This is a genomic window from Paenibacillus sp. J31R98, from assembly GCF_056269245.1.
The window spans coordinates 1-25266 of sequence record NZ_JBWDNO010000006.1 but is presented as its reverse complement, the minus strand read 5'-3'; the positions used below and the strand labels follow the sequence as shown (position 1 = coordinate 25266).

The window sequence follows — 25266 nt, the reverse complement described above, 5'->3', positions numbered from 1 at the left end:
TTCTCCATCAAAGCTCGTTCATAGCCGCATCAAAAACTTGCTTTTCCAATGGATGATCCTTCGACTTCGACCAATAAATCAAGAGTACATTCCCGATTTCGTAGGTATTCGGATAGGTCGTGAATTTCGCGCCCTGCATCTCCTTGTTAAACTGCTGCACGCCTTTGACACGCGATTCTTTCGACGGGAATACATAGACATGAACGAACTCAGGATCACTCTGATCCGTCTGATTCTTGGCTTCAATTGAATATACGTTAGGAATGACATGGTCCAGCAGCAGCGGGTACCCTGTTATTCCGTAAGGAAGCAGCTTCACCTGCTGATCCCGAATCGCCTTTACAATGTTCTCCAGAGAATAAGGCTTCACCTGCTCACCCGTGACCACTTTCATAGGAACGCTGCCGGAATCGCGAGGATCATCGAAAGTCTTGCTAGCGACGATTGCTCCCTCATCATTGAGTGCCTCTATACCGTAACTAGGAGCCGAAGTCGATGGAAGCGTGGCAAACCATAGTCTCTGCCCCTCCTCGAACTCTACGATCTTGGCCGAATAACTGCCTGCATCCGGACCGCCAAAAGTGACATTCACACCTGAGATGGATGAGTTCGACAGCTGGCCGAATAGGATTGGAAAAGGACCATGAATGCCTTCAAACTTCGGCATGCTCATGTAGTTGAATGCCTCTCTCGCATTAGGATCATGTCCTATGCCGTACCCGCCGCCCATGACCCATTTCCAGCCAAGCCAATTTTTGCGGACGAACTCAATTTCTAGATTAGTGCCGTCGCCTTTGATGAAGTCACGTTTAATGAAAAGCAGCATCCCGCCATCAATCGCCTCGCGATGAACGACCCGTATTGAGGTGGAGTTCCTGAACTTCATGACCGCTTCTTCAGGCGTCTTGCCAATCGGAATTTTCACTATACCTGAAATCCCAGCTGCGCGAGAATAGCGCCAATCCGCGACTCCGCCCGGCATTACATACACGTAGGCAAAAGCAATCAGCAGCATTATGCAAGCCACTGCCGCAGCTGAAGTGACGATCCATAGACGCTTTCCTCGGTTGTTTGCATTTCGCTCTGACGCCGATGCCTGCCGCTGAATGTCTGCAATGCGCTGCTCTGAAGGAATTCGACTTACTGGAAAAGGGCGCTGCTTCAGCCGATCGAACAAGGGATCATCCTGCCGCTGCTCGTCTGTTTGCCATTTCGTCATTGATATCGCTCCTCCTTCATTCGCTTTGCAAGCTTGGCTCTGGCACGTGCAAGCCGAGATTTAACGGTTCCCTCAGCAATTCCTAGCAGCCCAGCAAGCTCCTTATACGAAAGTTCATAATGCGCATATAGGATGATGACCTCCCGATCGCTTCGCGGGAGCTCAAGCACGAACGACCAGATGTCGTCCGTGAAGCTGGCAGCCATATAATCCGTTTCCGCTGATGAGGACCGCCTTGTGTCCTGGAATAAGCCGATGAGCGTCACTTTGCGCAGAAAAGCAGATTTGCTATAGTTGAATGCCGTATTGCGGGCAATCTTGAACAGCCAGCTCTTCACCGAGCATTGTCCACGGAACGCATCGATCGCGCGAAATGCCCGAATGAACGTCTCCTGCGCGATGTCTTCAGCCACATGCTCCCGGCGAGTTAGAAAGTAGGCGTACTGCCACACGTCATGCCAATAGCGGCGGACAAGCCCATCCATCTCCGGCTCATCCAGCCTCGTAATATGTTTGAGATAGTCATCCTCCACGAAAGCCGCTCCCTTCTCTCCAATAAACAGACAACAGAGGATGGCAGAAAGTTCCGTTTTTTTGCAAAAAAATAAAAGGACCACCGTGGCAGCCCTTGGATTGCAGAGAAACATATATTCTAACGGATGCTACAGCGCTTATTTGCACAATAATCGGCCTTCTGAGATTCTAACGGTTGCTAGAGATCTTATTGGCCATATTTCGATTGAAATCCCCGCCGAAATAGCCGAATAGCGTTGCTGACAACCGTTAGCGTTTCAAAAGAGCTATTTTAGACGAAATAGCCTTTCTGGCAACCGTTACAGAAGTCGACACCCATACTATCAAGAGAAAAGCCACATCTCAAATATATGCGAGTGAGTAATCCCCATCCCAATTGAAAATAATTATCAATTGGAATCATAAATGGGTTGACAAAACTCCTTCTGAGAACTATTATCAGTTTATAATAATTCTAAATAACTACTCCAGGAGGCAACACACATCATGTCACTAATCGGTAAAGAAGTACTTCCATTTCAAGCGCAAGCTTTCCAAAACGGCAATTTCATCGAGGTAACAGAAGCGAATTTCAAAGGACAATGGAGCATTGTATGCTTCTACCCAGCTGACTTTACGTTCGTCTGCCCAACGGAGCTAGGCGATCTGCAAGATCAATATGCAGCATTGAAAGCGCTGGGCGTAGAAGTTTATTCCGTATCGACAGATACTCACTTCACGCACAAAGCTTGGCACGACCATTCGGATACGATCGGGAAGATTGAGTACATTATGATCGGCGACCCGTCACATACGATTTCACGCAACTTCGACGTACTTATTGAAGAAGAGGGTCTGGCTGACCGTGGCACCTTCATCATTGATCCAGACGGCGTCGTTCAAACGGTTGAAATTACGGCAGGCGGCATCGGCCGCGACGCAAGCACGCTTGTGAACAAGATTAAGGCAGCTCAATATGTCCGCAACAATCCAGGCGAGGTTTGCCCTGCCAAATGGCAGGAAGGCGCTTCTACGCTCAAACCGGGTCTTGATCTCGTCGGCAAAATCTAAGGGGGTCATATAGATGGTATTAGATCAGGAAATTAAGGCACAATTAAACCAATACCTTGGCTTGATGGAAGGCGACGTATTGATCAAGGTCAGCGCGGGAGACGATCAAGTGTCGAAGGATATGCTTGAGCTGACGGACACTTTTGCCAGCATGACTTCGCGAATTAAGGTCGAGAAAGCGGATTTGCCGAGAACGCCAAGCTTTAGCGTCAGCCGGCCAGGCGAAGAGACAGGTATCGTGTTCGCGGGCGTACCGCTCGGCCACGAATTCACGTCCCTCGTGCTCGCCCTGCTGCAAGTCAGCGGCAGAGCGCCTAAAGTGGAGCAGGACGTAATCGAACGTATCAAGAACGTCCAAGGCGTATACCGCTTCGAGACGTACATTAGCCTCAGCTGCCATAACTGCCCGGACGTCGTGCAGGCGCTGAACCTGATGAGCGTCCTTAATCCCGGCATCTCGCATACGATGATCGACGGCGCAGCATTCAAAGCGGAAGTTGAGAGCAACAACATTATGGCTGTTCCGTCCATCTTCCTGAACGGCGAATTCTTCGGCGGCGGGCGCATGACAATCGATGAGATTTTGGACAAAATGGGGATGAAGCGTGACGACTCGGCTTTGTTCAATAAAGAAGCTTACGACGTGCTCGTTGTTGGGGGCGGACCGGCAGGCGCGAGCGCAGCGATCTACGCGGCGCGCAAAGGAATCCGTACCGGTATCGTAGCGGACCGTTTCGGCGGTCAGGTCGTCGATACGGTGAGCATCGAGAACTTTATCGGCATGAAGTACACGGAAGGGCCGAAGCTCGCGGCAAGTCTCGAAGAGCATGTGAAAGAGTATAATGTCGATGTAATGAAGCTGCAGCGCGCGAAACGCCTTGAGAAGAATGGGGAGTTCGTAGAAGTCGAGCTTGAGAACGGCGCTTTGCTGAAGAGCAAGACCGTTATTCTGTCCACAGGTGCACGCTGGCGCAATATCGGCGTTCCCGGCGAGGAAGAGTTCAAGAATAAAGGCGTCGCGTATTGCCCGCATTGCGACGGTCCATTGTACGCAGGCAAGCGCGTAGCCGTTGTCGGCGGTGGCAATTCCGGCGTCGAGGCCGGTATCGATCTCGCAGGCATCGCCAGCCACGTCACCGTCCTTGCATCCGCTGCGGAATTGAAGGCGGACGCCGTGCTGCAGGATCGGCTGAATAGCCTTCCGAACGTTACGGTTCTCACGAACGTGCAAACGAAAGAAATTACCGGAACAGATAAAGTGAACGGCATCTCCTACATTGAACGCGAAACAGGCGCCGAGAAGCATGTCGAGCTTGAAGGCGTGTTCGTTCAAATCGGACTTGTGCCGAATACCGAATGGCTCAGCGAAGTCATTGAGCGGACAAATTCCGGCGAAATTGTCGTGGATAAGCGCGGAGCAACGAGCTTGCCAGGCGTATTTGCCGGGGGCGATTGCACGGACAGCGCGTACAATCAGATCATTATTTCGATGGGCTCGGGCGCAACCGCAGCGTTAAGCGCTTTTGATTATCTCATCCGTCATTAATAGCTAGATAATAAGGCCGCCTGCATCGATGCTCGATGCAGGCGGCTTTTTAGTTGCAGTATTCATTCCTGCTCCCACCTCTAACGAATTCAGGTGGCGTTATTCGGGCAAATTGGGCCGGTTTGAAATTTTAACGAACTCAGGTAACGTTATTCTCCGCATTTGAGACGTACCGGCGGCAAAATCGAGGCAATAGCGTGCCCACAGTTCGTTAGCCGATTTAACCAGCCGAAATGGGATGAATAAGCGCTATACGGTTCGTTAGCCCGAAGCTCACGTATGGGTAGAGCGCTCCGGCCGCCCTGCCAGCCAGTCCGCAAGCGTCGCGACGCGTTCCGGGAACTTCGTACTTCTCGCTAGAAACCCGGTCCCATGCTGCGGCATCGGATCTTGATCCGTCGACTGATAGCGGAGGTCGACACTCCAGCGGACATGGTCGGAGTTGTTCGGCGTCGACATGTGCAGCAGCCGGTCGTTGAACAGAATCGCAGTGCCCGCCTTCACCGGCAGCGCGACCGTCTTGCGCGAACCGAGCTGATGCTCATGCAGCGCTGTGTAGCTCGTTCCGGTGTACGTCTCCGCATGCCATTCCAGCAGCTTCGAGTTCTGCGTGCGCGGCTTGATGTGCAGGCAGCCATTTTCGAGTGTCGCATCGACGAAAGAAATCCACACCGTGATTACCGGATTCGCATTCGAGTCCGGCCAATACGATTTATCTTGATGCCACGGCACGGCTCCGGCTGCGACGCGCGGCACCTTCGGGCGAGTGTTATAGACGGGACTTGCGAAGATTTCCTCTCCGATGAAGGACTCAACTGCGTCTATGATCCTCGGATTGCTAAGGAGATGGAAGTAGCCCGGGGTCCGGTTCCGCCAGCTGCGCCCGAACTGCAAGAAATGCTGGTCCGTCAGTCCGTCGAATAGCTTCGCCAGCCTGTATTTGAGCGGTTCGTCCTCCAGCTTATCTCTAATAAGCCCCTGCTTGAACAATTCGTCAGCAATCGCAGATACCTCATCCATCATCGCCTGCCGAGGCGGCTCCATGTCTGCATCATCTAGCAAATCCTCTAGAACCAAATAGCCATCGCGATCATATTGCAGTAGCTGCTCATCCGATAAACTCCCGCGCGTCGTACGGTGAAATGTCATGAACGATACCTCCGTAGCCTATAGTGCTTCCTCTTCCTAACGTGACAACTGTATGATCGCTTGCCTGCCGTCAGTCCACTGTCCCTTCCCGATACTTCCTCGGCGTCATGCCGCTCACCTTCATGAACACATTGTAGAATGACGGTTCACTCTGATAACCCACAATCTCTGCAATCTCCTTCACCTGAAGGCTTGTCGTGCGAAGGTATCGCTTCGCCGCCTCGATCCGGCAGTAGATGAGGAACTGGATGGGGCTGACGCCCACCATTTCTTTGAACAGATGCGCCAGATGGTACTTGTTCAGGTACGTCTCCTCCGCAAGCGAATCCAGCGTAAGCGGCGTGCTGTAGTGTTCTTCAATAATCCGCTTCGCCTTCCACACCGCCTCCTTCGCGGGGAAACGCGAGCGCTGCGACTCGTCGCCATAATGCGCGATCCGAGCCAGCTTGGCAAAAATAATACCGAGATAGTGGCTCGCAATCATCTGCGATTCGGGCTCGAACTTCTGCGACTCCGCGATGGTGTCGCGCATCAGCTTGCGGATGACAGGAAGCTGATCATGCAGCTGGATAATCGGCACACGATCCCTGGTGAGGAAGTAATCCCGCTCCAGCTCCCCGATCTGCAGCCCCGTAAACCCGATATAGGTGCAGCGAAAAGGATGCTTCGTCGACTGCTCCCTATGCCATATGCCGCGATGGTAGAAAAGCATGGAACCCGCTCCCGCGGTATAGCTGCGTCCGTCGATCTCGAACTCGCCCTCGCCTTCCTCGATCAGCAGCATTTCGCTATTGGCGTCATGTTTATGCAGCTCAAGATTGAACTTGTTGTCACCGCCTGCCATATCGAACGAGCTACCCGCAATAAAGATCGGCTGCTTGCGAAACAATGTAGAAACCGCCAAAGCATCGCCCTCCTCTCATACCGCAAGAATGAATAGTTTTTCGCACAAGTTCTCTTATTGTCACTTCCCTCTGCATGACATACGCTTAAAATAGAGAGCGCTTGCATGCTGTTATGCTCAGCATAATTCAGCAAGGCTATTAATTACAACATTAAATAGTTTCGGATCGGAGCGTGTACCTATTGCTGCAATTTAAGAAGAGACAGCTGTCCGAGGAAAAGTACGAGGCTTGCGCTGTGTTCGACGTCAATGGAGACGGCATTCCGGATATTGTGAGCGGCGCTTACTGGTACGAGGGACCTGACTATGCAAAGAAACATTTTATATGCGATGTGCTGGAAATTTCGGAGTACCACGACGACTTCTCCGACTACCCGATGGATGTCGACGGCGACGGACGGCTCGACATTATTACGGGCGCTTGGTGGGGCGAGACGCTACGCTGGCGGCGTAATCCCGGCGATACCAATACCGCTTGGGAGACGTTCGACATCGATAAGTGCGGCAGCATCGAGACCATTCGCTATTGTGATATTGACGGCTGCGGCGTGCCTGAGATCTTCCCGAATACGCCAGGAGAGCCGCAGGCGTTCTATAAGCTTATCCGGGATACGGACGGCAAAGGAACGGGCGAGTTCAAGAAATTCGTCATCAGTGAAGGGTCCAGTGGACATGGCATGGGCTTCGTCGATGTAACCGGCAATGGCCGCATGGACGTTATTCTGAGCGCCGGCTGGCTCGAGCAGCCGGAAGATCCGCTAAGCGGCGAGCTGTGGACGTTCCATCCGGAATTCTCGCTCGGCAGCGCAAGCGTGCCAATCCTCGGGCATGACGTGAATGGCGATGGCCTGATGGATATGATCGTCGGGCAAGCGCATGATTACGGACTGCACTGGTATGAGCAAGGCCGCGCTGCGGACGGCTCGCGGACTTGGACGAAGCACGAAATCGATATGAGCGGCTCCCAATTCCATGATCTGTGGCTCGTGGATCTCGACCAAGACGGCGAGCTTGAGCTCATCACGGGCAAGCGGTACCGTGCCCACAACGACGGCGATCCGGGGGCTCATGACCCGATCGGCATCTATTACTACAAGCTGAATGGCGGCCAGTTCAAGAAACATGTCATTGACTTCGGCCCTGCAGGCGAAGCTTCCGGCGCTGGCATCTATTTCTGGGTGCAGGATCTGAGCGGCAACGGTTATCCAGACATTGTCGCGCCAGGCAAGGACGGACTGTATCTATTTGAAAATTTAGGAAAAAGAGAGGGTTAGCGACGATGAGTAAATTACGAATTGGTTTTGTCGGCGGCGGCGGTATGGGGCAGATGGCTCACCTGAGCAACTATGCGGTGCTCACGGATTTATGCGAAGTCGTCGCACTTGCAGAAGTGCGCCCGGAATCCGCCAAGCTCGTGGCGACGCGGTATGGTATTCCTCAAGTATATAACAGCCATCTGGAGCTGCTTGAGAACGCAAATGTCGATGCGATTGTGGCGCCGCAACAGTATCGCCACCACCCTGCGCTTATCCCGGACATTCTGCGAGCGGGTATCCCCGTCTTTACGGAGAAGCCGCTTTGTTTGACGGTCGAAGCAGGACGCGAGCTCGTTCGCATTAGTGAAGAAACCGGCACGCTGCATATGGTCGGCTACCATAAGCGCTCCGACCCTGCGATGGAACGCGCCAAGAAGGAAGTAGACGCTTGGCGGGCAAGCGGCGACTATGGCAAGCTGCGCAGCATCCGTGTCACGATGCCACCGGGCGATTGGGTTGCAGGCGCGGATAAACCGCTCAGCGCGAACGAGCCGTACCCTGCTCTAACACTAGAGCAAGGACCTTCTGATTACAACGACCAACAAACGCGCGAGTTGGATACATTCGTGAACTATTACATCCACCAAGTGAACGCGATTCGCTTCTTCCTCGGCGAGAATTATAAGCTGACCTTCGGCGACCGCGAAGGCGTGCTGCTCGTTGGCGAGAGCGACAGCGGCGTGACCGTTACGCTGGAGATGGCGCCGTATTCGAACTCGATCGAATGGCATGAGCAGGTGCTCGTCTCCTTCGAGAAGGGCTTCGTCCGCGTCGACCTCCCTGCGCCGCTCGTTCGTCAGCAAGCAGGCAAAGTGTCGATCTACAAGGACAATCCCGATATCGCGTCGCCGGAGATCGTGCAGCCAATCATGCCGAATGTCTCCGCAATGCGCAATCAAGCGATCAACTTCATCGCTGCCGTGAAGGGCGAACGTCCCGCGCCGTGTACGTCCAAGGAGGCGCTCGAGGATCTGATTCTCGCCCGCTCGTACATTGACTTCATGTCGCGGACGTATTGGCAGCAGCCGGCGAAGGCTTAGCGGCAAGCTTGTCGAATAAATAAGGGAGACAACAATCCCGTAAATGCTGAAGGAGTTGAAACGATGAGAAAAATCGCAATTATCGGAGCTGGCAGCATCGTATTTTGCAAAACATTAATTCTCGATATTATGGCGACGAAAGACCTCGAGGACACGGAGTTTGTACTGATGGCGCCGTCGACGTCGAAGACGACACAGGTGAAAGCTTTTGCCGATAAAGTGATTGCCCACAACGGGCTGAAATCGAAAGTCTCGATTACGACGGATCGCCGCGAAGCGCTCAAGGGTGCGAACTACGTCATTGCTTCCTTCCAGATTGGCGGCGTCGATCTGTTCGAGAAAGATTACAAGATCCCGCTCGCTTACGGCGTTGACCAATGTATCGGCGATACGCTCGGACCAGGCGGCGTGTTCCGCGCGCTGCGCAGCATTCCGGTCATTCTGGATGTGGCTCGCGACATGGAAGAGCTATGCCCGGACGCAACGCTGCTGAACTACGTCAATCCGATGGCGATGATCTGCTGGGCGCTTGGCGAGACGAAGATCAAGTATGTCGGGCTGTGCCATGGCGTTCAGACGACGCTTGACCTTATCTCCGGCTATGTCGGCGTGCCGAAGCATGAGATCGACTACGTATCCGCAGGCATCAACCATATGGGCTGGTTCACGAAGCTGACGCATAAAGGGCAAGATCTCTACCCGATTCTGCGCGAGAAGTTCGAGGAGCCGGAATTCTACGTCAATGAGAAGGTCCGCGGTGAAGTGTTCCGTCACTTCGGTTATTTCATGACCGAGTCGACCGGACATCTATCGGAATACGTGCCATGGTTCCGCAGCAGCCAGCAGGCGCTGGACCTCTATTGCGACGAGCCGTCCTTCGGCGGCGAGAGCGGCGCGTATTACAAGTGGTGCACTTACGTAGCCGATAAGTACAAGGCGAAAGATGTGCTTGCGGATGAATCCGCCGAGCTGCCGCCGCGCAGTGTCGAGTACTGCGCTTATATTATCGAAGCGCTGGAAACCGGCCGCACGTTCAAGTTCAGCGGCAACCTGCGCAACAACGGCATGATCTCGAATCTGCCGGAGGATTGCTGCGCAGAAGGGCTTGTTTTCGCGGATCGCAATGGCCTGCACCGCACCATCAACGGCGAATTGCCGCCGCAGTGCGCGGCGCTCAATATGACGAACATCAACGTACAGCGCCTTACAGTGCTGGCGGCGAAGACGGGCGATCCGGAGACGGTCGTGCAAGCAATCGCGCTCGATCCGCTCACTTCCTCCGTGCTGACGCTGAAGCAAATCCGCGACATGGTTACGGAGATGCTCGTCGCGCAGGAGGAGTACCTGCCGCAGTTCGAGGGCAGACTCCCTCGTCCAACGCCAACGATCCACATCCCAGCGAACGTCCAGCGCGCCGAGGTGCCGATCGACCCGGCTCTCGCGGTGTATTCGCGATTCGGGGAGCTCGCGAAGTAAGCAGGTAATAGTTGGAAAGTTGAACTCGTGGCCAAATGGGGCCACGAGTTTTTTGTTGTGTTTGGGGGGTTGAGGGTTTATTCGCAGCTATAGCAGATGCATTTAATAGTGAGAGAACGTATATGTTCTCTCGGGGGCGGTTTTGTGCTGCTGGGGTGGTGAGAGAACATATATGTGCTCTCGAGTCCATTATTGGCGCTATTATGCCTCGTTTTGCTGCTGAGAGAACGTATATGTTCTCTCGGCAGTAAGTTTCCTTGGTTTACGGTGCTGAGAGAACATATGTGTTCTCTCAGCTTGCAACAGGTAATTGACCAGGCATGGTGAGAGAGGCAAAACCCTCTCTCAACCCCTCATCCGGCCCTTTTCGCGCCGTTTCGAAACCTGAGAGCGGAAATCCCAGCTCTCACACGCGCACTCGGCATGATTTCACTGCTGAGAGAGGCAAAACTCTCTCTCAGCCCCTCATCCCGCCCTTTTTCAGCCGTTTCGAAACATGAGAGCGGAAATTCCCGCTGTCACACGCGCACACGACGCGATTTCACTACTGAGAGAGACAAAACCCTCTCTCAGCCCTCATTCGCTCGGCTCAGCCACCGAGCCACACCACGCTCTTGCTCTTGCACTTGCACTTGCACTTGCACTTGCACTTGCACTTGCTCTTGCTCTTACCCTCGTCTTCGCGGTCCCCCGTACCATCACCATTTGGGGAACGGTCGAGAACGGAGGCTTTGGCTCAGCTTTGGCTCAGCCTTGGCACAACCTCGGCGCGGAGTCTCCCCTCACTCAAGCCCAAGCCCCTCCACCATCAACAACAAAAAAAGCGCGAGGCCCTCAAGTCCCGCGCTTTCCCACCTTATTTCAACTCACGCATAACGTCCTGCAAGAATGCCCACGTCCGCTCCACAGAGGAAATCGACACATGCTCCTCCGGCGTGTGGAAATTGTACATGTTCGGGCCGTAGGATATGGCGTCGAGATGCGGCATTTTCTCAATGAGGACACCGCATTCGAGTCCCGCATGGATCGCCTTGACCTGGAGCGGCTCGCCGTACTTGCGAGCGTACACCGTTTCGAACACTTCGCGAAGCTTCGAATCCGCCCGGTATGGCCAGCCTGGGAAATAGTGATCGTACCGGTATGTTACACCCACCGACTCCGCGAGCGTCTCCATCCCCTGCAGAACCGCATCCAGCTGAGAGCGATGCGAGCTCCGCACAAGACTTTCGAACACAACCTGGTCTTCCTTCATCGAAATCACACCGATATTCGTCGACGTCCGGACGAGATTCTCAATGGCCTTATTCATGCTGAGCACGCCGTTTGGCATAAGCGCCAACAACCGAATAACGAGCAGCTTCGTCTCCTCCGACAGCCAGCGCGATACATTTTCAGCCGCCCCAACCGCACTAATCGTTACTTTTACACCCGGGTCCGCTGCTTCGAACTCATCCTTATAAATCTGATTCCACTCTGCAATGCGTGCCTCAGCAACCGCCAACTCTTCCGCTGTCAGACGCACAACCGCCTCCGACTCGCGCGGAATCGCGTTCACCTTCATGCCGCCGGCAATGCTCGCCAGGTCAAAAGCAGTATGACGCCGCAGATCATCCAGCACACGCCCTACCAGCTTATTCGCATTGCCGCGCTCGCGGATAATATCGTCGCCGGAGTGACCGCCAACCAAGCCTTCCACCGCAATGGTATACGCCGACCGGCCATCCGAAGACTCGCCGTTACTCCACACAATTGGCACCGTATGGAACACCGATGCACCGCCGGCGCTGCTTACGAACACAACGCCTTCGCGGTCAGAATCGAAGTTGATCATCATCTGTCCGCTCAGCTTGGAAGCATCAATATTCTCCGCACCAGCCATGCTCGTCTCTTCTTCCGTCGTCAGAAGAATCTCCAGCGCTGGATGTGCCATATCTACCGAGTCCATAAGCGCCATAGAGAAAGCAACGCCGATGCCGTTATCGGCGCCAAGCGTCGTACCCTGCGCATAGATCATGTCCCCGTCAAGCTTGAAGCGGATCGGGTCTTTGGTGAAGTCATGCTGCGTCGATTTATTTTTCTCACAGACCATATCCAGATGACCTTGAAAAATAACCGTAGGCGCCTGTTCATACCCCTTCGCAGCAGCCTTCTTAATAATGAGATTATATCGTTCGTCCTGAATCGCCGTGCAGCCGCGCTCTTCCGCGAACTGAGCAACGTAATCGCTAATCGCCTTCTCGTTGCCCGATCCCCGAGGAATCTTCGACAATTCCTCAAAGAATTGCAGCACCTTGCAATCACCTGTATATACCTTGCCTGCTTGTTCATTACTCACGCTTGTTTCCTCCTAAAGCCCAGCCTTCTCGTATCAACTTGCTATACGCAAGTAGTGTACATCATACGAGCAGCCAAAACCAGCCTCCGGATTAGTTCGTTTTTGAAGAGTGTCGCACAACAAAAAAGACGCGCCGTCCGGCGCGCCTCTTTATTTCTGAACCTCAAAGCTTGCACTCTCTTCCGCCGTTTCCCCGCCGCCGCCAAACAGCTTATCTTCCTCGTTATCGCGAATCGTCTTCTGCAGCACGAGACAGGATACGATCAGGAACGCGCCGCCGATGGCATAGTAGCCTTTTACCGACAGAGGCTCTTCAAGATTGAACACCCCGATATACTCCGCAAGAATCGCGAGTACGAAGCCTGCCCAGGAGAGGAATGTGAAAGCGGACGTATTCCTGCGACGGTAACCTACGTTGTAGACTTGCAGGTAGTTATCCTCATCATTATCCCGCGCTACCTTCTGCAACAGGAACGAGGTGACGATAAGCAGAATGGCTGACACTGCATAGTAGCCCTGAACGGAGAGCGGCTGCTTGAGCGTATAAATCCCTACAAATTCGAACCCGCATGCCAGCACAAAAGCTGACCAAGCCATGAACGTATATGTCGGTGTGTTACGTCTGCGGTAAAATTGCATTTTATTGCGAAGCTGCTGCCCCGCACCCGTTGTTGTCGATTCAGTCATCATCTCTAAAGTCCTCCCTTGCAGCCTCTCGCGGCTGCTTCGTTATGACCTTATTGTAAGACTGACCGCGCAAACACATAAGTACCATCTTCTCCTAGTACCTGGTCACAACGCCTAAGCAGCTTACTGCTCGAACTTCACATTCCGGCTGAGCTCCACGACCATTTTGGCTGCATTGGCGCTCCCCAGCGGCTCGCCCAAATAGCTAATGCCCGAGAACGTAACGCCATCGATCATATGCGCGCCATCATAACCGCGGATGATAGAGACGGGGAGCAGCCCGCCAACAATGGCAATATTCTCAAAGCGGATATCGCGAACCTGACCACGCTCCGTATCACGAGAATACTGGGAATATTGAATCTTAATATCAACCAGCTTCTCCTCTGAGTCTTCGACGCGGATGTTGCTATACAGCACGTTCTGCACGACTGCACGATCTCCGTTATGGATAGTGAACGTCCCACCGGATTCATAGCCTTCGAACTGGCAGTGAATGATGTCGCAATCGCTGAACTCAATGTCCGAGATTGTCTCGCTGCGTGTCTCGTAGCCTATCTCGAGCGCATTGCCCCACTCCGCATTGAAGAACACTGAACGGCTTACCCGCACGCGGCGCACATCTCGGCAGCCCGCTTCATGGAAGTAATCGACCGCCTTAATGGCGATGCAATCATCCTTGGAGCGGACGAACACGTTCTCAATTGTCACGTCTTCACAGCCGACAATATCAATGCCATCCCCCGTCCCTGCAAAAGTAAGCACGTTCACATTCTCGATCCGCACATTCGAGCACGCCGTCGGCACAAGATGCCACGTTGGTCCGTCCACGACGCTGATCCCTTCGATGGTAACTCCATTGCAGCGAGCTGGCAGCAGCATCGCATGCTTCTTCGCCCCTTCGTCGTCTCTCCACAGGGAGCCGTCAAGAATTCCTCTGCCACGAACCGTAATGTTCGATGCGCCATCTGCAGTTACACGTCCATACACGACTGCTCCTTCTTCGATATAGAGCGTCTCTCCGTCCTGCAAACGGATTTCGCCCGCGTGATGCACCTCGCCGCCCTTGTAATAATGAACGTTCGAGTCAGCTGGGTCAGGCCGCTCTGCCGTCTCCGGCGGATTAATCCAAATAAATAGCGGCTCCTTAATGTCACCGTCGAATTCAATGGACAACTTCGCTGGCGCCTCGATCTCAAAGCAAAGCACATTACCTGCTGCCGAGGCAGGCGCAATGCCATGTCGCAGAGGACGTACGACCGCTTGCTCGAAGCTGTGGCTCGTCTCGATTTCAATGGTGACTTTGCCTTCAGCTGACAACACGGCATAACCTGCGCCTTGGCACTGATATACAAAAACAGGCTGGCCATCAATACGAACCTGGTAGCGGTCTGATGGCTTAATTGATGCCGCCGGATAACTGGATTGAATGTTGGATTGCAGCATAAGAGCACACTCCTTGCGTGGATGATGGCTCTATTCTATCGAACCTGCTGAAGGGCATGTGAGTGAAAATTGTTCATTGTGCTACGAAAGTTGTCTCCATTCCGATTCCGCTAAGACAATTAATCTGGTAAAATGTGTTAAACTCATCGAACAAAGGAGGCTGCTACTATAATGGGAGCAATCATACATGCCATAAAGAACCCTTCCGGGTTGCGTCTCATCACCGCGATGTCGGTGTCGAGTTCATACTTTCTAATTCAAGTCGTACGCCTGGCCACTAAGAGCGGACACCTTGTAACTCTATTCACGACCGCAGGATCTTTCCTACTTTGTCTGTCCATATTGGTAGCTGCTTGGTACAGGGGACGTCAGGTATCAACTGAGTTATCGCTAATTGGCAGTCAGTTATTCGTAAAAGGAGTAACCATTCACGCTGAACAGATTCAGGTTATCCGAACAATGGGATATTTCCGTCCTGTTATCGGCATTAAGCCTTACGGCGCACGGATTGTGCCGCTGGCGATGTGCTTTAGATTTGCAAGTGACGAAGATCAAGGCTCCGCCGACTTGGCGAATTGGGCAGCTCGGTATAACGTAAAGATGGTGAATAAGCCATTTATGCGGTGGATATGAGATTAGAAGCAATCGCCTCCACCATCTCTCTGAAAACCACTTCCCAATCTCGATTAACATTATGAATCGTATTGGCCGGGAACGGTAGCCGCTCAAGCAGCATCGATTCGATCCGCTTGCGGTTCTCCATGAAGCTAATATTCTGTTCCGTTGCAAAATGAGGCTTTGAGCGAATAGAGGAAATCCAGCTCTGCTGCTCCCGCACATCCGGCTGGGATAAATAAATTAACACCGGATCTAAAGCGGCAATCCTGCCTGCAATGCTCTGGATATGCTGCTCAATCTGCGTGTCGTCAGCTTGATAATGCTTCATTAAATCATGAATCTGATGCTGTAGGAACACCGCTTCCAGCACGTAGACATCGTCAGCCGCGCTAACACGCCCTGCGAATCGCGACCAATGCCGCTCGATAGCTTCGGTAAACTCCGGCAACGTAGCTACGGGCGAATTCGTCCAACATAGCTCGCGAGACTTTAGCTCGGCATGGAGCACGGCCAACTCGTTAAACACATTAACCTCTCGATAGGGAACCAAGTAGTTTCGTCCATCTCTAATAACCCGCGACCGGATCTCGCCATTCACGCTCGGATAGCGCACCAGAAGCTCTGCATACTCCTCCTCCCGGAAGAAAGCATGCCAATTCAGGCTCACCGGATGCTCCTTAGCACCTTCATCATAGAAGTGAGATGGGATGCCTTGCTCCCGCAAATAAAGATGCAGCCGTTCCGCTAACGTCGATTTACCCGTGCCGCATAAGCCTTCAACCAAGATTAATTTGCAATTTCTTGGCATGCCATTACCCCCGTCTACTTGACTTCATCCAACAAGATTCTTTCCACACCATGGCTCCACACACCTTCAACTACAACAAAACAATAAATAGACCAAACCGCTCATCTGAACGGTTTGGTCTATTCGCAATGTAATACCTATGAATAAAACCTCTTATTACCAGCCGATATCGTCACGTGCCGCAGCTTTTTCACCCACGTACGCAGCCATATCTTCTACGCCGGCAGATTTAAACTTGTCTTGAATGCCGCGCAGAATCTTGAGCGCTTCGTCATCGGATTTCGCGTAGCATGCTTTGCGGAATTCTTCGTCGAAGTTCAAGCTAGCTGTTTTATCGCGGAACTCTTGGTATTTCGGCCAATCTCTTTCCAGATAAGTTGCGCTGACCTTGTCGATAATTTGGATCGGCAGTCTCTTCGAGTAGCTTGCCTCGAGTTTCTCCCATTGCGTCTTCTGGTCATCTGGAATCGGCCAAGTGACTTCGGAGGAGAAAGCGCCCATGAAGCTGCCGGAGAGATAGTTGAGACCTTCATCACGCTTCACATCCGGATTATCGTCGAACTTCTTCTTCACATCAGCAATCCATTGCGGCTTGCCATCTACCATGTTGTACGTTTTACCTACGTTACCCCAGAAAGCAAGCAGGCGGCCTTCGTCGCTGTTCAAGAAATCAATCAGACGAAGTGCTGCATCCGGATCTTTGATCTTCGCGCTCAAGAAGATAACCGGGAAGCCGGAGCGGCCTGGCTTCTCTACTTGCGTCACAATGTTACCGCTCTTATTCTTCATTGGACCGAGCAGCTCATATTGCATTTCTGGATTTGTTTTATAGAGCGTTTTTTGCAATTCGCCAATCATGCTTTGAGCGCCGAATACAGCCAGCTTGCCTGTAGCGAGCTTCTCATTCGCAGTTGTATCGGTATTGCTGAATGCCTCTGGGTCGAAGAGACCTTCAGTAATCAGCTTTCTCATGTAGAGCAAGCGAGCTTCTTGATCCTTGGATTGCGTCCAGTGGATGAGCTTGCCGTCTTCTTGGCGGAAGTCCGAGATGTTGTAATCCGACCAACCGGACAGGAATTGGCTGTAATCCCAACCGTTATGCATCGTACCGGAAGGAATAACCGGCTTGCCGCTAATATCTTTGAAGCTGCCATTCTTGATCTTAGCCAGCAGGTCAAGCAGCTTATCCTCTGTATCGATATCTGCTGCATTCACACCCAGAGACTTCAAGATATCTCCGCGAGCATAGAGACCATAATTCCAGTTATGAATGGATTCCGGAGTGCCGTCTGGCGTCTGCATCGGAATGACATATTGCTTGCCTTCAAGATCAGGACTATTCAGATCGAATTCGGCAAAGTCCTTCGCTACGCCTTGCGTCATCAGTTTCTTCACGTTCGGATATTTATCGAGATAAGGGGTTAAATCAAGCAGCTGGCCTTCCAGAGCCGCTTTCTTGATGACTTGTCCTTCCCCGCCTGTCGTCGACCAGTACGGCGCGTTTACGATATCCGGAACCGTATCCGAAGCGAAGATCGTGTTCAGTTTCTCAACTTCGCTAGTAGTGATCGATTCCAGCTTTAACGTTACGCCGGTTTTTTCTCTAACTGCTTGAGCAACCGGATTGTTTTCCTGATCCTGCGGGTATCCTGCACCGCCGCCGTTCCAGGCACTTAGGAAGGATAGAGTAGTCTGCTTAGGTGCAGTGGATTCATTCGACCCCGAGTTTGCAGAGTTCGTGGAATTCGTGGTCCCCGAGTTAGAGGAAGTACCCGCATCGTTGTTGTTTCCTCCACATGCCGTCAAAGACACGGCAAGCAGCGGAACCGCAAGCGTCAAGCTAAGAGAACTTTTTAATCTGGTCTTACGCATTTGAGAAGCCCCTTTCGTTTGGAAGTTTTTTTATATATAAAAGGCTGCGCCTCTTATACTCGACTACTCTTTAAGCGAACCAACCAACACGCCTTTGACAAAATACTTCTGAAGGAACGGGTAAACCAGGATAATCGGTGTCGTAATGATGATTACGAACGTCATCCGGAGCGCCTCAGGCGTTACGCCTCGCAGCGCCATCTGGTTCTCATTCATGTTCTTGATGGACGAGCCGCTGCTTGAACCTGTCATCGATTGGAAGGACGCTTCGCTGATCATTTTGTTCAAGAACGTGGCAGCAGGCTGAAGATTCTCGTTCTGGATGAAGAATTGTCCAGTAAACCAGTCATTCCAGATGCCTACTCCGACGAACAATGCGATGGTCGCCATAACCGGCATCGAAAGCGGGAGAATAATTCGCCAGAATACCCCTAGCTCACTTGCGCCGTCGATACGGGCCGATTCCGACAAGCCTTGAGGAATCCCGTCGAAGAACGTCTTCATGATAATCGCATTGAAGAAGCTATAGAGCGATGGCAAGACGAGCACCCAGTACGTATTGAGGATATGAATCTCCCGGTACAGGATAAATGTCGGAATAAGTCCACCGCTGAACAGCGTCGTGAAGAAGAAGAAAAAGACGATATATCTTCTTCCTGGAAGACCTTTCCTTGAAAGACCATAGGCCAGCAAAGCGGTCAGCAGCGTGGAACCTACGGTAACGACAAACGTTCGTGAAATCGAGATCCAGAAGGATTGCAGGATCTGAGGGTTGTTGAATGCTTTGGTGTAGTTCTCGAACGTTGTGACTCTCGGGAAGAAGTAAATGCCGCCCTTCATGGCATCGTAGCCGTCATTGAATGAGAGCGCCAAAAAATAGATAAAGGGATAGAGTGCCGTCAGGCAGAATACGAGCAGCAGCGCATAGTTAATGCTGGAATAGACTTTATCGGCTGCCGATAATTTTCTCACACCCACACCCGCACCTCCTTAGGTTCGTAGAATGATTTTCGCCCCATTACCATAGCGATACGTCGCTCACTTTTTTGGACACCTTATTAACGGCCACAATGAGAAGCAGCGAGATCAGTGACTTGAACAAGCCGATAGCTGTGGAATAAGCGAATTGTCCTTGCTGAATACCTGTTTTCAATACATATGTATCCAAGATTTCCGAAACACTGAGTGTTGCAGGCGTCTGCATCAGCCAGATTTGGTCAAAACCGGCATTCAGCACGCCGCTCAGGGAGAAGATAAGCAGGATACCAATCGTAGGCGTTAGAGATGGCAGCGTAATCTTAAACAGCTTGCTCCACCTTCCGGCGCCATCCATTTCCGCAGCTTCATACAAGTGCGGATCAATATTGGTTAAGGCAGCCAGATAGATGATCGATCCCCAACCTACGCCCTTCCATATATCCGAAACGATCACCAAGGGATAAAATAACTCCGGCTTTCCCATAAAGAAGATCGGGTCCAGCCCCATATGATCCCGGATGTCATTGATAAGTCCCACGTTAGGAGAAAGAATTTTTTGCATCAGTGTCACAACGACGACCCAAGATACAAAGTGAGGCAGATAGGAAATGGTCTGAAAGAGCCGTTTCAATTTGCCGTGCATGACGCCATTGAGCATCAATGCGAGGATCAGTGGTGCCGGAAATCCAAACAATAGTTTAAGGAAGCTGATGTACAACGTATTGTACAGCACCGAATAGAAGCTGGAATCTCCGAGAAACTGTTTGAAATACCGCAGCCCTTCCCAAGGACTGTGTAGGATCCCGAGGTTGTACTTGAAATCTTTGAACGCGATCAAAATGCCGTACATCGGATAGTAGCTAAAAACGAGGTACCAGATAATAGCGGGAAGCATAAATAAGTAGATGTGTCTGAAACTCCAAATCTTAGCCCAAGTCTTGTTCTTCTTTAGCGGAGATGCACCGGGTATGACTTCAACTCTTGCTTCTTTTGCAATCATTACTCCTCCCACCTTCTACAGGATATAGCCAAGCGAAGCGCATTCAATTAATGAACCGGTGGACATCGATAAGGGCGAAAACCTAAAGTTGACTGCTAGGTAATCAGTAAGTATCGTTTGATCCTGCAAACGGTTTCATTAATCTCATACCAATATAATATATTTAATATATTTAATCAATACTTTTATTAAAATTGTTTCATACTAGGTAATTCGACTGGGAATTCACGGGCTGCGAAGACGCTATTCTCCGCAGTTTCAATATACTAATTCAAAGAAAAATCCTTATAATTCGAGGGTTTTTGTCGAATTATGTTGTTTGCAGTCGGATTCTCAATTCCCAGTTTTACTGCGCAATTATACCGACTCTTCCCTATAAGCATCCACATCGGCAGCTAAAACCTATAACCATTTAATAATATATTTAATATATTATTAACACTCGATATTAATGCTTTTGTCATGGGTCTTTCTCTATATGCAAGAACTGCTGGCTTCAAGCGAAAGCGGGCAGTTCACTTGATAAGTGCGAGATGGGCAGCAGCTCATAGAAAGAGCGCACAGGGAGTTTCTGTTGCTTCTCGCACGCTGCCTGCGGATGCTGTCGGATGTTGATGGATGACGGAGGTGAATGGAGGCCTGTTGAGCGGCTAACGGAGGGCGTGGGCTGTCGGAGGGTTAACGTAGGGCTAGACGAATGGCGGAAGGTATTCGGATGGCTGTCGATTGACCGTCGGAGGGCTAACGGAGTGCTGTCGGATGACTGTTCGGATAGCTAACGGACTCCAGACGCGTTATTCGGCCCATATGACCCGTTCATGGAATGTAACGAAACTCAGCAACGCTATTCCACTGAAATCGGCTTCTTTGAGCTGCGAAAGCGGGGAATAACACCGCTGGAGTCCGTTACAATTTTTTGAGTGCTATTTTGGTACGAATAAGGTGTTTACGTTCCGTTAGCAAACAAAAAAAAGACCGTCTCGCCGTAGTTATAGCAACTACTTGCGAGACAGCCTCTACAAACCATCTTCGGAGGCAACCTGCGGGGCTCACCTCCGTTTCATCTTCCCTACTACTTCACCCGCACCAGAATATCAAGCGGGTAACGTCCTGCATTTCGGCCATACAGCGCCACGCCGCCTTGATCCGCTGCGATTGCGAGCTTGAAGCTGCGGCTGCGGTTCAGCTTGGCTGCGATGCGGCTTGGCACCGCAATGCGGCACAAGTATCCGAACGAGCCAGCCTCGTCGAGCTTGTTGTAAATCTCTTGATATTGCCACGACAGCACGCCGCGGCTGTCGGCTGGATTGTCAGGCAGCGTGAACGTGCCGACTTGCTCGCCGTCAATGCTCACAACGATGTTCGATGGGTGCTGCTCTTCATCGGTCATGTAGTACGTATTGCTGTTGTACTCCACATTCGCGTTCGCGCCATGCATGAAGTCGATGCCGTGCTGACGATCGCGAGCACCTTCGATGTTGCGGGCAAGCAGTCGCTTCGAGCTTGCTTCGAAAGCAATCTCGATATGATGGATCGCGCCTTGCTCCTCCACACCTGGCAGTTCAACGTCATACACGAACTCGCCTTCCGAACCGCCGTTTGTTTTGCCTTCTTGAATCGCATTCCACTGGTACGGGAAGCTGTGCGATGCGAAGCCAGTCACCGGCACTTGCACGAACTGCCCTTCCGCATCATATACGCCGCCGGCAATGCCGCTGCGTACATCGAACGTCGTGAAGTTGCGCGTCACGACGCGACCTGCCGCGTCCACAAGGCGAACGGCCAGCACTGCAACCGCATCTTGCTTCGGCATATTCACAACGATAGGCGCATCAATCGGCTTCACGCCGTACTCGCCCCAAGCCAGTTCTACCGATCCGCGCTCAGCTGTCTCGCGTACGCCGATGTTGTCGTATGCCAGCTCCCAAGCAAGCGTTAATTGCTGACCGTGGTAGGCATCGGAGTAGCTAGATGCCAAGAGCGACAACGATACTTGCTCGCCTGCCTGCACCGTCTGGCAAGGAGGAGCGTCAATGACGATAAAGTCCGGCGAATGCAGGTCAGCAAGAGACATGCCCGGTACCAATTCTTCGTAGCCGAAGTACTTATCCGTGCCGTCCAGACGGTAGTAACCATTGAATTCATTGGTCACATCGCGGAATTCCGTAAAGACGAAACCGCACATTTTGTCATGGCGACGGAACTCATTCATCATGTACCAGTAATGCCAAGCGAGGTCGCTGTCGCCGGCGCCGTTGGAGAAGCCCCACACATTGCCGCACTCGCTGTTCATCAGCGGCGCATCGCCTTGGACGTTATCGCCAATGCAGTTGAAGCTCGAACCTGGGTAGGTCTTATCGACGATATCCGTTACATGCTCACGGAGCTGCTCGTAGCCGTTAATGTAGAAGTGCCATGTATTCAAATCCGTCTCGACATGGTCGTAGTTGCAAGGCGAGTTGTCTTCCACAATCCGCGTCGGGTCAAGCTCTTTTGCCCAGTGGTAAATCCCTCTGACCCATTCCTGAGTTTCAGGCAGGTAGGTATTGCTTGGTACGTGCGATTGATTGGTCAGACCCTGCGACTGCGGATTCGTCTTGAGCCCCCAAGTTTCATTGAACATGACCCAAGAGAAAATCGACGGATGGTTGTAATCGCGCTCAATAATTTCTTTGGACTCGCTCTCATAAGACGCTCTTGCCGTCTCATCCGGATTGCCCCAGAAGCATGGCATATCCTCCATTACGAGCATACCGAGCTTATCCGCCCAGTACAACTTGCGCGGCTCTTCCGGTTTAATATGAATCCGAACAAGGTTCAACCCAAGACGCTTCAGCAAATAAATCTCATCTTGCATCTCATCATCGGTTGGATACGTGAAATATCCTGTCTTATGGAAGGACTGATCCAGCGTACCGTTCAGATAAACAGGCTTGCCGTTCAGCGTAATCCAGCGGTAATTCCGATCGCCGAACAGAGCTGTACCGATCTCGCGAATGCCGAAGTATGTCGACACTACGTCACCTGCGCCGCCTGCACGACTGAGCGTAAGCGTACCTTCATAGAGATGAGGCGTCTCTGGGCTCCATAGCTGCGGGTCATTCACGACAAACGAAGTGCTAATCTCATTCTCGCCTTCAACCAACTCAGCCGCGAATGCATGCTGAACAGTCCCGTCAGCGAAGCTGAACTGCAAGCTCGCTTCTCCCGCTTCATGAGCGACAACGACAGCTTTCACACCGATTGTGCCATTAATGAACGTTGCGAATTTCGCCGATTGGATATAGGATTGCGGACGCGCCTCCAGCCATACCGGCTGCCAAATACCACGGATTTCACCGTACCCTTGCTTCCCGCGCGCTTGATAGCCATGGTCAAAATCAGTCGCGCTCACGATAATCGCATTCGCAGCATCACTGCGCCACACATGCGTTACATCAAACTCGAAGCTGCCATAGCCGCCGATATGCGAGCCGACATGCGTGCCGTTCACCCAAACTTCGCTGCTGTAGTCAGCCGCGCCGAAACGCAGGAATACGCGCGATCCGCTCTCAGTCGGCGCCCATGCCACACTCTTTCTATACCAGCCGGTACCGCGCTCATCGCGGCCAACTCCCGACAGCGGGCTTGCCCACGAGAAAGGCACGACAATTTCACTGTCAAAATCAGCCGTAGGCGTCGCGTAACCGTTTTCAGATTCACCCGCCGTATCAAGACGGAAATCCCATGTACCGTTCAAATTCAGCCAATCCTGGCGCTGCCAGTCCGGGCGAGGAAATTCAGGACGAGGTATTTGTTTCAATGCAGACGTCAATGCTTGTGCAGTCATAGCGAGTAAGCACAACCTTCCCTATAAAGTGGATTTGACCCCATTTTAGCACCCGTATATAGTTTAATCAATATGTATATTACACTTTTACAATATAGAGAATTTCGAGTACACTACCTCTATAACGATTTGAAGGGCTGGTCAAGTGAAGCCAATGAGCGATATTAAACAAGATACAATTCGATACCCCTCCTCCCGTATTGTCGATGTGGCGAAGGCGCTGTCCGGCGACGTTCGGGTCCGCATTCTGGAAGCGCTCGGCGAGAAGCCGATGAGCGTCAGCCAGCTCGCCGAGGCGCTCGGCGTAGCGCAGCCGACGATCTCTATTAATGTGCAAATTCTGGAGAGCGTAGAACTGGTCTCGTCCACAACCGGCGCGAACCGGGAGAAAATATGCTCCGTCACCGGACGCTCCATCCTGCTCGAGCTCCCCGTCAAGCTTGGTGAAGGACTGCACCGCACAGAAGAGCTGCATATGCCGATTGGCATGTATGCCCACTGCACGACTCAACCAACCTGCGGCATCGTGACCCGGGATGGCTCCTTTATCGGTTCCGTCGACGACCCACGTGCTTTCTATTTGCCAGAGCGAGTGGATGCATCGCTTCTCTGGTTCTCGGGTGCAGGTTATATCGAGTATTACTTTGCCAACCCAATGCCGCCTGGCGTAACCATTGACGAGCTGTGGTTCAGCGCAGAGCTCTGCTCGGAGGCGCCGCACTTCCAGATGGACTGGCCTTCGGACATCTCGCTGTTCATCAACGACCAGCCGATCGGCATCTTCACTAGCCCCGGCGACCTTGGCGATCGTAAAGGCAAGCTGACGCCTGACAAATGGAGCGGCACCGAATACGGCCAGCTCACCGAATGGCGTATCACCTCTTCAGGCAGCCTCGTGAATGGCACCGCCTCCTCCGAGGCGACAATTGCATCGCTTGATCTGCAGTACAACAAACCAATCCGCGTCCGTCTCGAGGTTGCAGAGGATGCGGCGAACTGCCGCGGTCTCAACCTGTTCGGCGCAAGCTTCGGCGATCACCGGCAGGATCTTCTGCTGTCGTTCATCCGCTATTCGGATTAACAACACGCACAAGTGTCAGAAATGCCCAGCAACGCAAAAGTCTCGAGAGCCTGAGAGTTCGATTTTCGCACTCTCAGCGCACCAATCGGGCGATTATTATGCTGAGAGTTCCATTTTTGCACTCTCAGCTTATCCAAACCACGAATATCGGCTACTTCCGTATCTGAGAGTTCGATTTTCGCACTCTCAGATCACCAATCGGCCGATTCTTATGCTGAGAGTTCGATTTTTGCACTCTCAGCTTCACTAAGCCACCAATATCAGCCGCTTCCGTATCTGAGAGTTCGATTTTCGCACTCTCAGATCACCAATCGGCCGATTCTTATGCTGAGAGTTCGATTTTTGCACTCTCAGCTTCACTAAGCCACCAATATCAGC

General features: G+C 52.1%; 19 protein-coding genes and 1 pseudogene. 7 read left to right on the top strand and 13 right to left on the bottom strand.

The features are described from left to right. Window positions 1–7: 7 nt before the first annotated feature. A complete protein-coding gene (locus AC0YNX_RS20995) occupies window positions 8–1219 on the bottom strand; it encodes a hypothetical protein (RefSeq protein ID WP_475817664.1) in 1212 nt (403 codons plus the stop codon). Beyond that, on the bottom strand, window positions 1216–1752 hold the full coding sequence (locus tag AC0YNX_RS20990; RefSeq protein WP_475817663.1) for an RNA polymerase sigma factor: 537 nt from the start codon (window positions 1750–1752) through the stop codon (window positions 1216–1218). The genes AC0YNX_RS20995 and AC0YNX_RS20990 overlap by 4 nt, the downstream gene beginning before the upstream one ends. Window positions 1753–2239: 487 nt before the next feature. Between AC0YNX_RS20990 and ahpC the strand changes: the two genes are divergently transcribed. Continuing rightward, window positions 2240–2803, top strand: a complete 564-nt coding sequence (gene ahpC, locus AC0YNX_RS20985) for an alkyl hydroperoxide reductase subunit C (protein WP_475817662.1) — start codon at window positions 2240–2242, stop codon at window positions 2801–2803. 13 nt (window positions 2804–2816) lie between these two features. After that, on the top strand, window positions 2817–4349 hold the full coding sequence (gene ahpF, locus AC0YNX_RS20980; protein ID WP_475817661.1) for an alkyl hydroperoxide reductase subunit F: 1533 nt from the start codon (window positions 2817–2819) through the stop codon (window positions 4347–4349). Window positions 4350–4622: 273 nt separating this feature from the next. Here ahpF and AC0YNX_RS20975 read toward each other — a convergent pair whose 3' ends face one another. Beyond that, on the bottom strand, window positions 4623–5498 hold the full coding sequence (locus AC0YNX_RS20975; RefSeq protein ID WP_475817660.1) for a phytanoyl-CoA dioxygenase family protein: 876 nt from the start codon (window positions 5496–5498) through the stop codon (window positions 4623–4625). 70 nt (window positions 5499–5568) lie between these two features. Beyond that, complete coding sequence (locus tag AC0YNX_RS20970; RefSeq protein WP_475817659.1) at window positions 5569–6402, bottom strand: helix-turn-helix transcriptional regulator; 834 nt, start codon at window positions 6400–6402, stop codon at window positions 5569–5571. Between the two features lie 182 nt (window positions 6403–6584). Between AC0YNX_RS20970 and AC0YNX_RS20965 the strand changes: the two genes are divergently transcribed. The 3 genes from AC0YNX_RS20965 (at window position 6585) to melA (ending at window position 10234) form a co-directional block, all read left to right on the top strand. Further along, on the top strand, window positions 6585–7676 hold the full coding sequence (locus AC0YNX_RS20965) for an FG-GAP repeat domain-containing protein (RefSeq protein ID WP_475817658.1): 1092 nt from the start codon (window positions 6585–6587) through the stop codon (window positions 7674–7676). A 5-nt stretch (window positions 7677–7681) separates the two neighbouring features. Next, window positions 7682–8758: a Gfo/Idh/MocA family protein gene (locus AC0YNX_RS20960; RefSeq protein ID WP_475817657.1), complete on the top strand. Its 1077-nt coding sequence runs from the start codon at window positions 7682–7684 to the stop codon at window positions 8756–8758. Window positions 8759–8821: 63 nt separating this feature from the next. Further along, on the top strand, window positions 8822–10234 hold the full coding sequence (gene melA, locus AC0YNX_RS20955; protein ID WP_475817656.1) for an alpha-galactosidase: 1413 nt from the start codon (window positions 8822–8824) through the stop codon (window positions 10232–10234). A gap of 856 nt (window positions 10235–11090) precedes the next feature. On the opposite strand, the gene AC0YNX_RS20950 is transcribed toward melA, so the two are convergent. The 4 genes and pseudogenes from AC0YNX_RS20950 to AC0YNX_RS20935 all read right to left on the bottom strand — a co-directional run bounded on the left by AC0YNX_RS20950 (window position 11091) and on the right by AC0YNX_RS20935 (window position 14702). After that, the gene (locus tag AC0YNX_RS20950; RefSeq protein ID WP_475817655.1) at window positions 11091–12569 is read right to left on the bottom strand and encodes an aminoacyl-histidine dipeptidase; all 1479 of its coding nucleotides are present in this window, start codon (window positions 12567–12569) and stop codon (window positions 11091–11093) included. Window positions 12570–12719: 150 nt separating this feature from the next. Continuing rightward, entirely contained in the window at window positions 12720–12998 is a 279-nt protein-coding gene (locus AC0YNX_RS20945; protein WP_475817972.1) for a YiaA/YiaB family inner membrane protein, read from the bottom strand. A gap of 30 nt (window positions 12999–13028) precedes the next feature. Beyond that, window positions 13029–13166 (bottom strand): annotated as a pseudogene (locus AC0YNX_RS20940) (YiaA/YiaB family inner membrane protein); the annotation flags it as partial. A gap of 213 nt (window positions 13167–13379) precedes the next feature. Next, the gene (locus AC0YNX_RS20935) at window positions 13380–14702 is read right to left on the bottom strand and encodes a glycosyl hydrolase family 28 protein (protein WP_475817654.1); all 1323 of its coding nucleotides are present in this window, start codon (window positions 14700–14702) and stop codon (window positions 13380–13382) included. A gap of 459 nt (window positions 14703–15161) precedes the next feature. Between AC0YNX_RS20935 and AC0YNX_RS20930 the strand changes: the two genes are divergently transcribed. Beyond that, window positions 15162–15335 (top strand): hypothetical protein, encoded by a 174-nt coding sequence (locus AC0YNX_RS20930; RefSeq protein WP_475817653.1) that lies wholly within the window; start codon window positions 15162–15164, stop codon window positions 15333–15335. On the opposite strand, the gene AC0YNX_RS20925 is transcribed toward AC0YNX_RS20930, so the two are convergent. The 5 genes from AC0YNX_RS20925 to AC0YNX_RS20905 form a co-directional block, all read right to left on the bottom strand. Continuing rightward, window positions 15319–16128 carry a P-loop NTPase family protein gene (locus tag AC0YNX_RS20925; RefSeq protein WP_475817652.1) on the bottom strand — a complete coding sequence of 270 codons (810 nt, stop codon included), beginning with the start codon at window positions 16126–16128 and terminating at the stop codon, window positions 15319–15321. The two genes, AC0YNX_RS20930 and AC0YNX_RS20925, sit on opposite strands and share 17 nt — an antisense overlap. A 156-nt stretch (window positions 16129–16284) precedes the next feature. Beyond that, window positions 16285–18000 (bottom strand): extracellular solute-binding protein, encoded by a 1716-nt coding sequence (locus AC0YNX_RS20920; RefSeq protein ID WP_475817651.1) that lies wholly within the window; start codon window positions 17998–18000, stop codon window positions 16285–16287. A 63-nt stretch (window positions 18001–18063) separates the two neighbouring features. Continuing rightward, the gene (locus AC0YNX_RS20915) at window positions 18064–18978 is read right to left on the bottom strand and encodes a carbohydrate ABC transporter permease (protein ID WP_475817650.1); all 915 of its coding nucleotides are present in this window, start codon (window positions 18976–18978) and stop codon (window positions 18064–18066) included. A gap of 40 nt (window positions 18979–19018) precedes the next feature. Continuing rightward, the gene (locus tag AC0YNX_RS20910; protein ID WP_475817649.1) at window positions 19019–19978 is read right to left on the bottom strand and encodes an ABC transporter permease; all 960 of its coding nucleotides are present in this window, start codon (window positions 19976–19978) and stop codon (window positions 19019–19021) included. 1072 nt (window positions 19979–21050) lie between these two features. Continuing rightward, window positions 21051–23807, bottom strand: a complete 2757-nt coding sequence (locus tag AC0YNX_RS20905; protein WP_475817648.1) for a glycoside hydrolase family 2 protein — start codon at window positions 23805–23807, stop codon at window positions 21051–21053. A 154-nt stretch (window positions 23808–23961) separates the two neighbouring features. Here AC0YNX_RS20905 and AC0YNX_RS20900 point away from each other — a divergent pair, with 154 nt between their 5' ends. Continuing rightward, a complete protein-coding gene (locus tag AC0YNX_RS20900) occupies window positions 23962–24888 on the top strand; it encodes an ArsR/SmtB family transcription factor (protein ID WP_475817647.1) in 927 nt (308 codons plus the stop codon). The last annotated feature ends 378 nt before the right edge of the window (window positions 24889–25266 follow it).

Excerpts from the sequence above, each read along its gene's own strand:
- melA (WP_475817656.1), top strand. The coding sequence starts at position 8,822 with ATGAGAAAAATCGCAATTATCGGAGCTGGCAGCATCGTATTTTGCAAA.
- ahpF (WP_475817661.1), top strand. The coding sequence starts at position 2,817 with ATGGTATTAGATCAGGAAATTAAGGCACAATTAAACCAATACCTTGGC.
- AC0YNX_RS20930 (WP_475817653.1), top strand. The coding sequence starts at position 15,162 with ATGGGATATTTCCGTCCTGTTATCGGCATTAAGCCTTACGGCGCACGG.
- AC0YNX_RS20910 (WP_475817649.1), bottom strand. The coding sequence starts at position 19,978 with ATGATTGCAAAAGAAGCAAGAGTTGAAGTCATACCCGGTGCATCTCCG.
- ahpC (WP_475817662.1), top strand. The coding sequence starts at position 2,240 with ATGTCACTAATCGGTAAAGAAGTACTTCCATTTCAAGCGCAAGCTTTC.
- AC0YNX_RS20920 (WP_475817651.1), bottom strand. The coding sequence starts at position 18,000 with ATGCGTAAGACCAGATTAAAAAGTTCTCTTAGCTTGACGCTTGCGGTT.
- AC0YNX_RS20975 (WP_475817660.1), bottom strand. The coding sequence starts at position 5,498 with ATGACATTTCACCGTACGACGCGCGGGAGTTTATCGGATGAGCAGCTA.
- AC0YNX_RS20935 (WP_475817654.1), bottom strand. The coding sequence starts at position 14,702 with ATGCTGCAATCCAACATTCAATCCAGTTATCCGGCGGCATCAATTAAG.
- AC0YNX_RS20905 (WP_475817648.1), bottom strand. The coding sequence starts at position 23,807 with ATGACTGCACAAGCATTGACGTCTGCATTGAAACAAATACCTCGTCCT.
- AC0YNX_RS20995 (WP_475817664.1), bottom strand. The coding sequence starts at position 1,219 with ATGACGAAATGGCAAACAGACGAGCAGCGGCAGGATGATCCCTTGTTC.
- AC0YNX_RS20960 (WP_475817657.1), top strand. The coding sequence starts at position 7,682 with ATGAGTAAATTACGAATTGGTTTTGTCGGCGGCGGCGGTATGGGGCAG.
- AC0YNX_RS20925 (WP_475817652.1), bottom strand. The coding sequence starts at position 16,128 with ATGCCAAGAAATTGCAAATTAATCTTGGTTGAAGGCTTATGCGGCACG.
- AC0YNX_RS20900 (WP_475817647.1), top strand. The coding sequence starts at position 23,962 with ATGAGCGATATTAAACAAGATACAATTCGATACCCCTCCTCCCGTATT.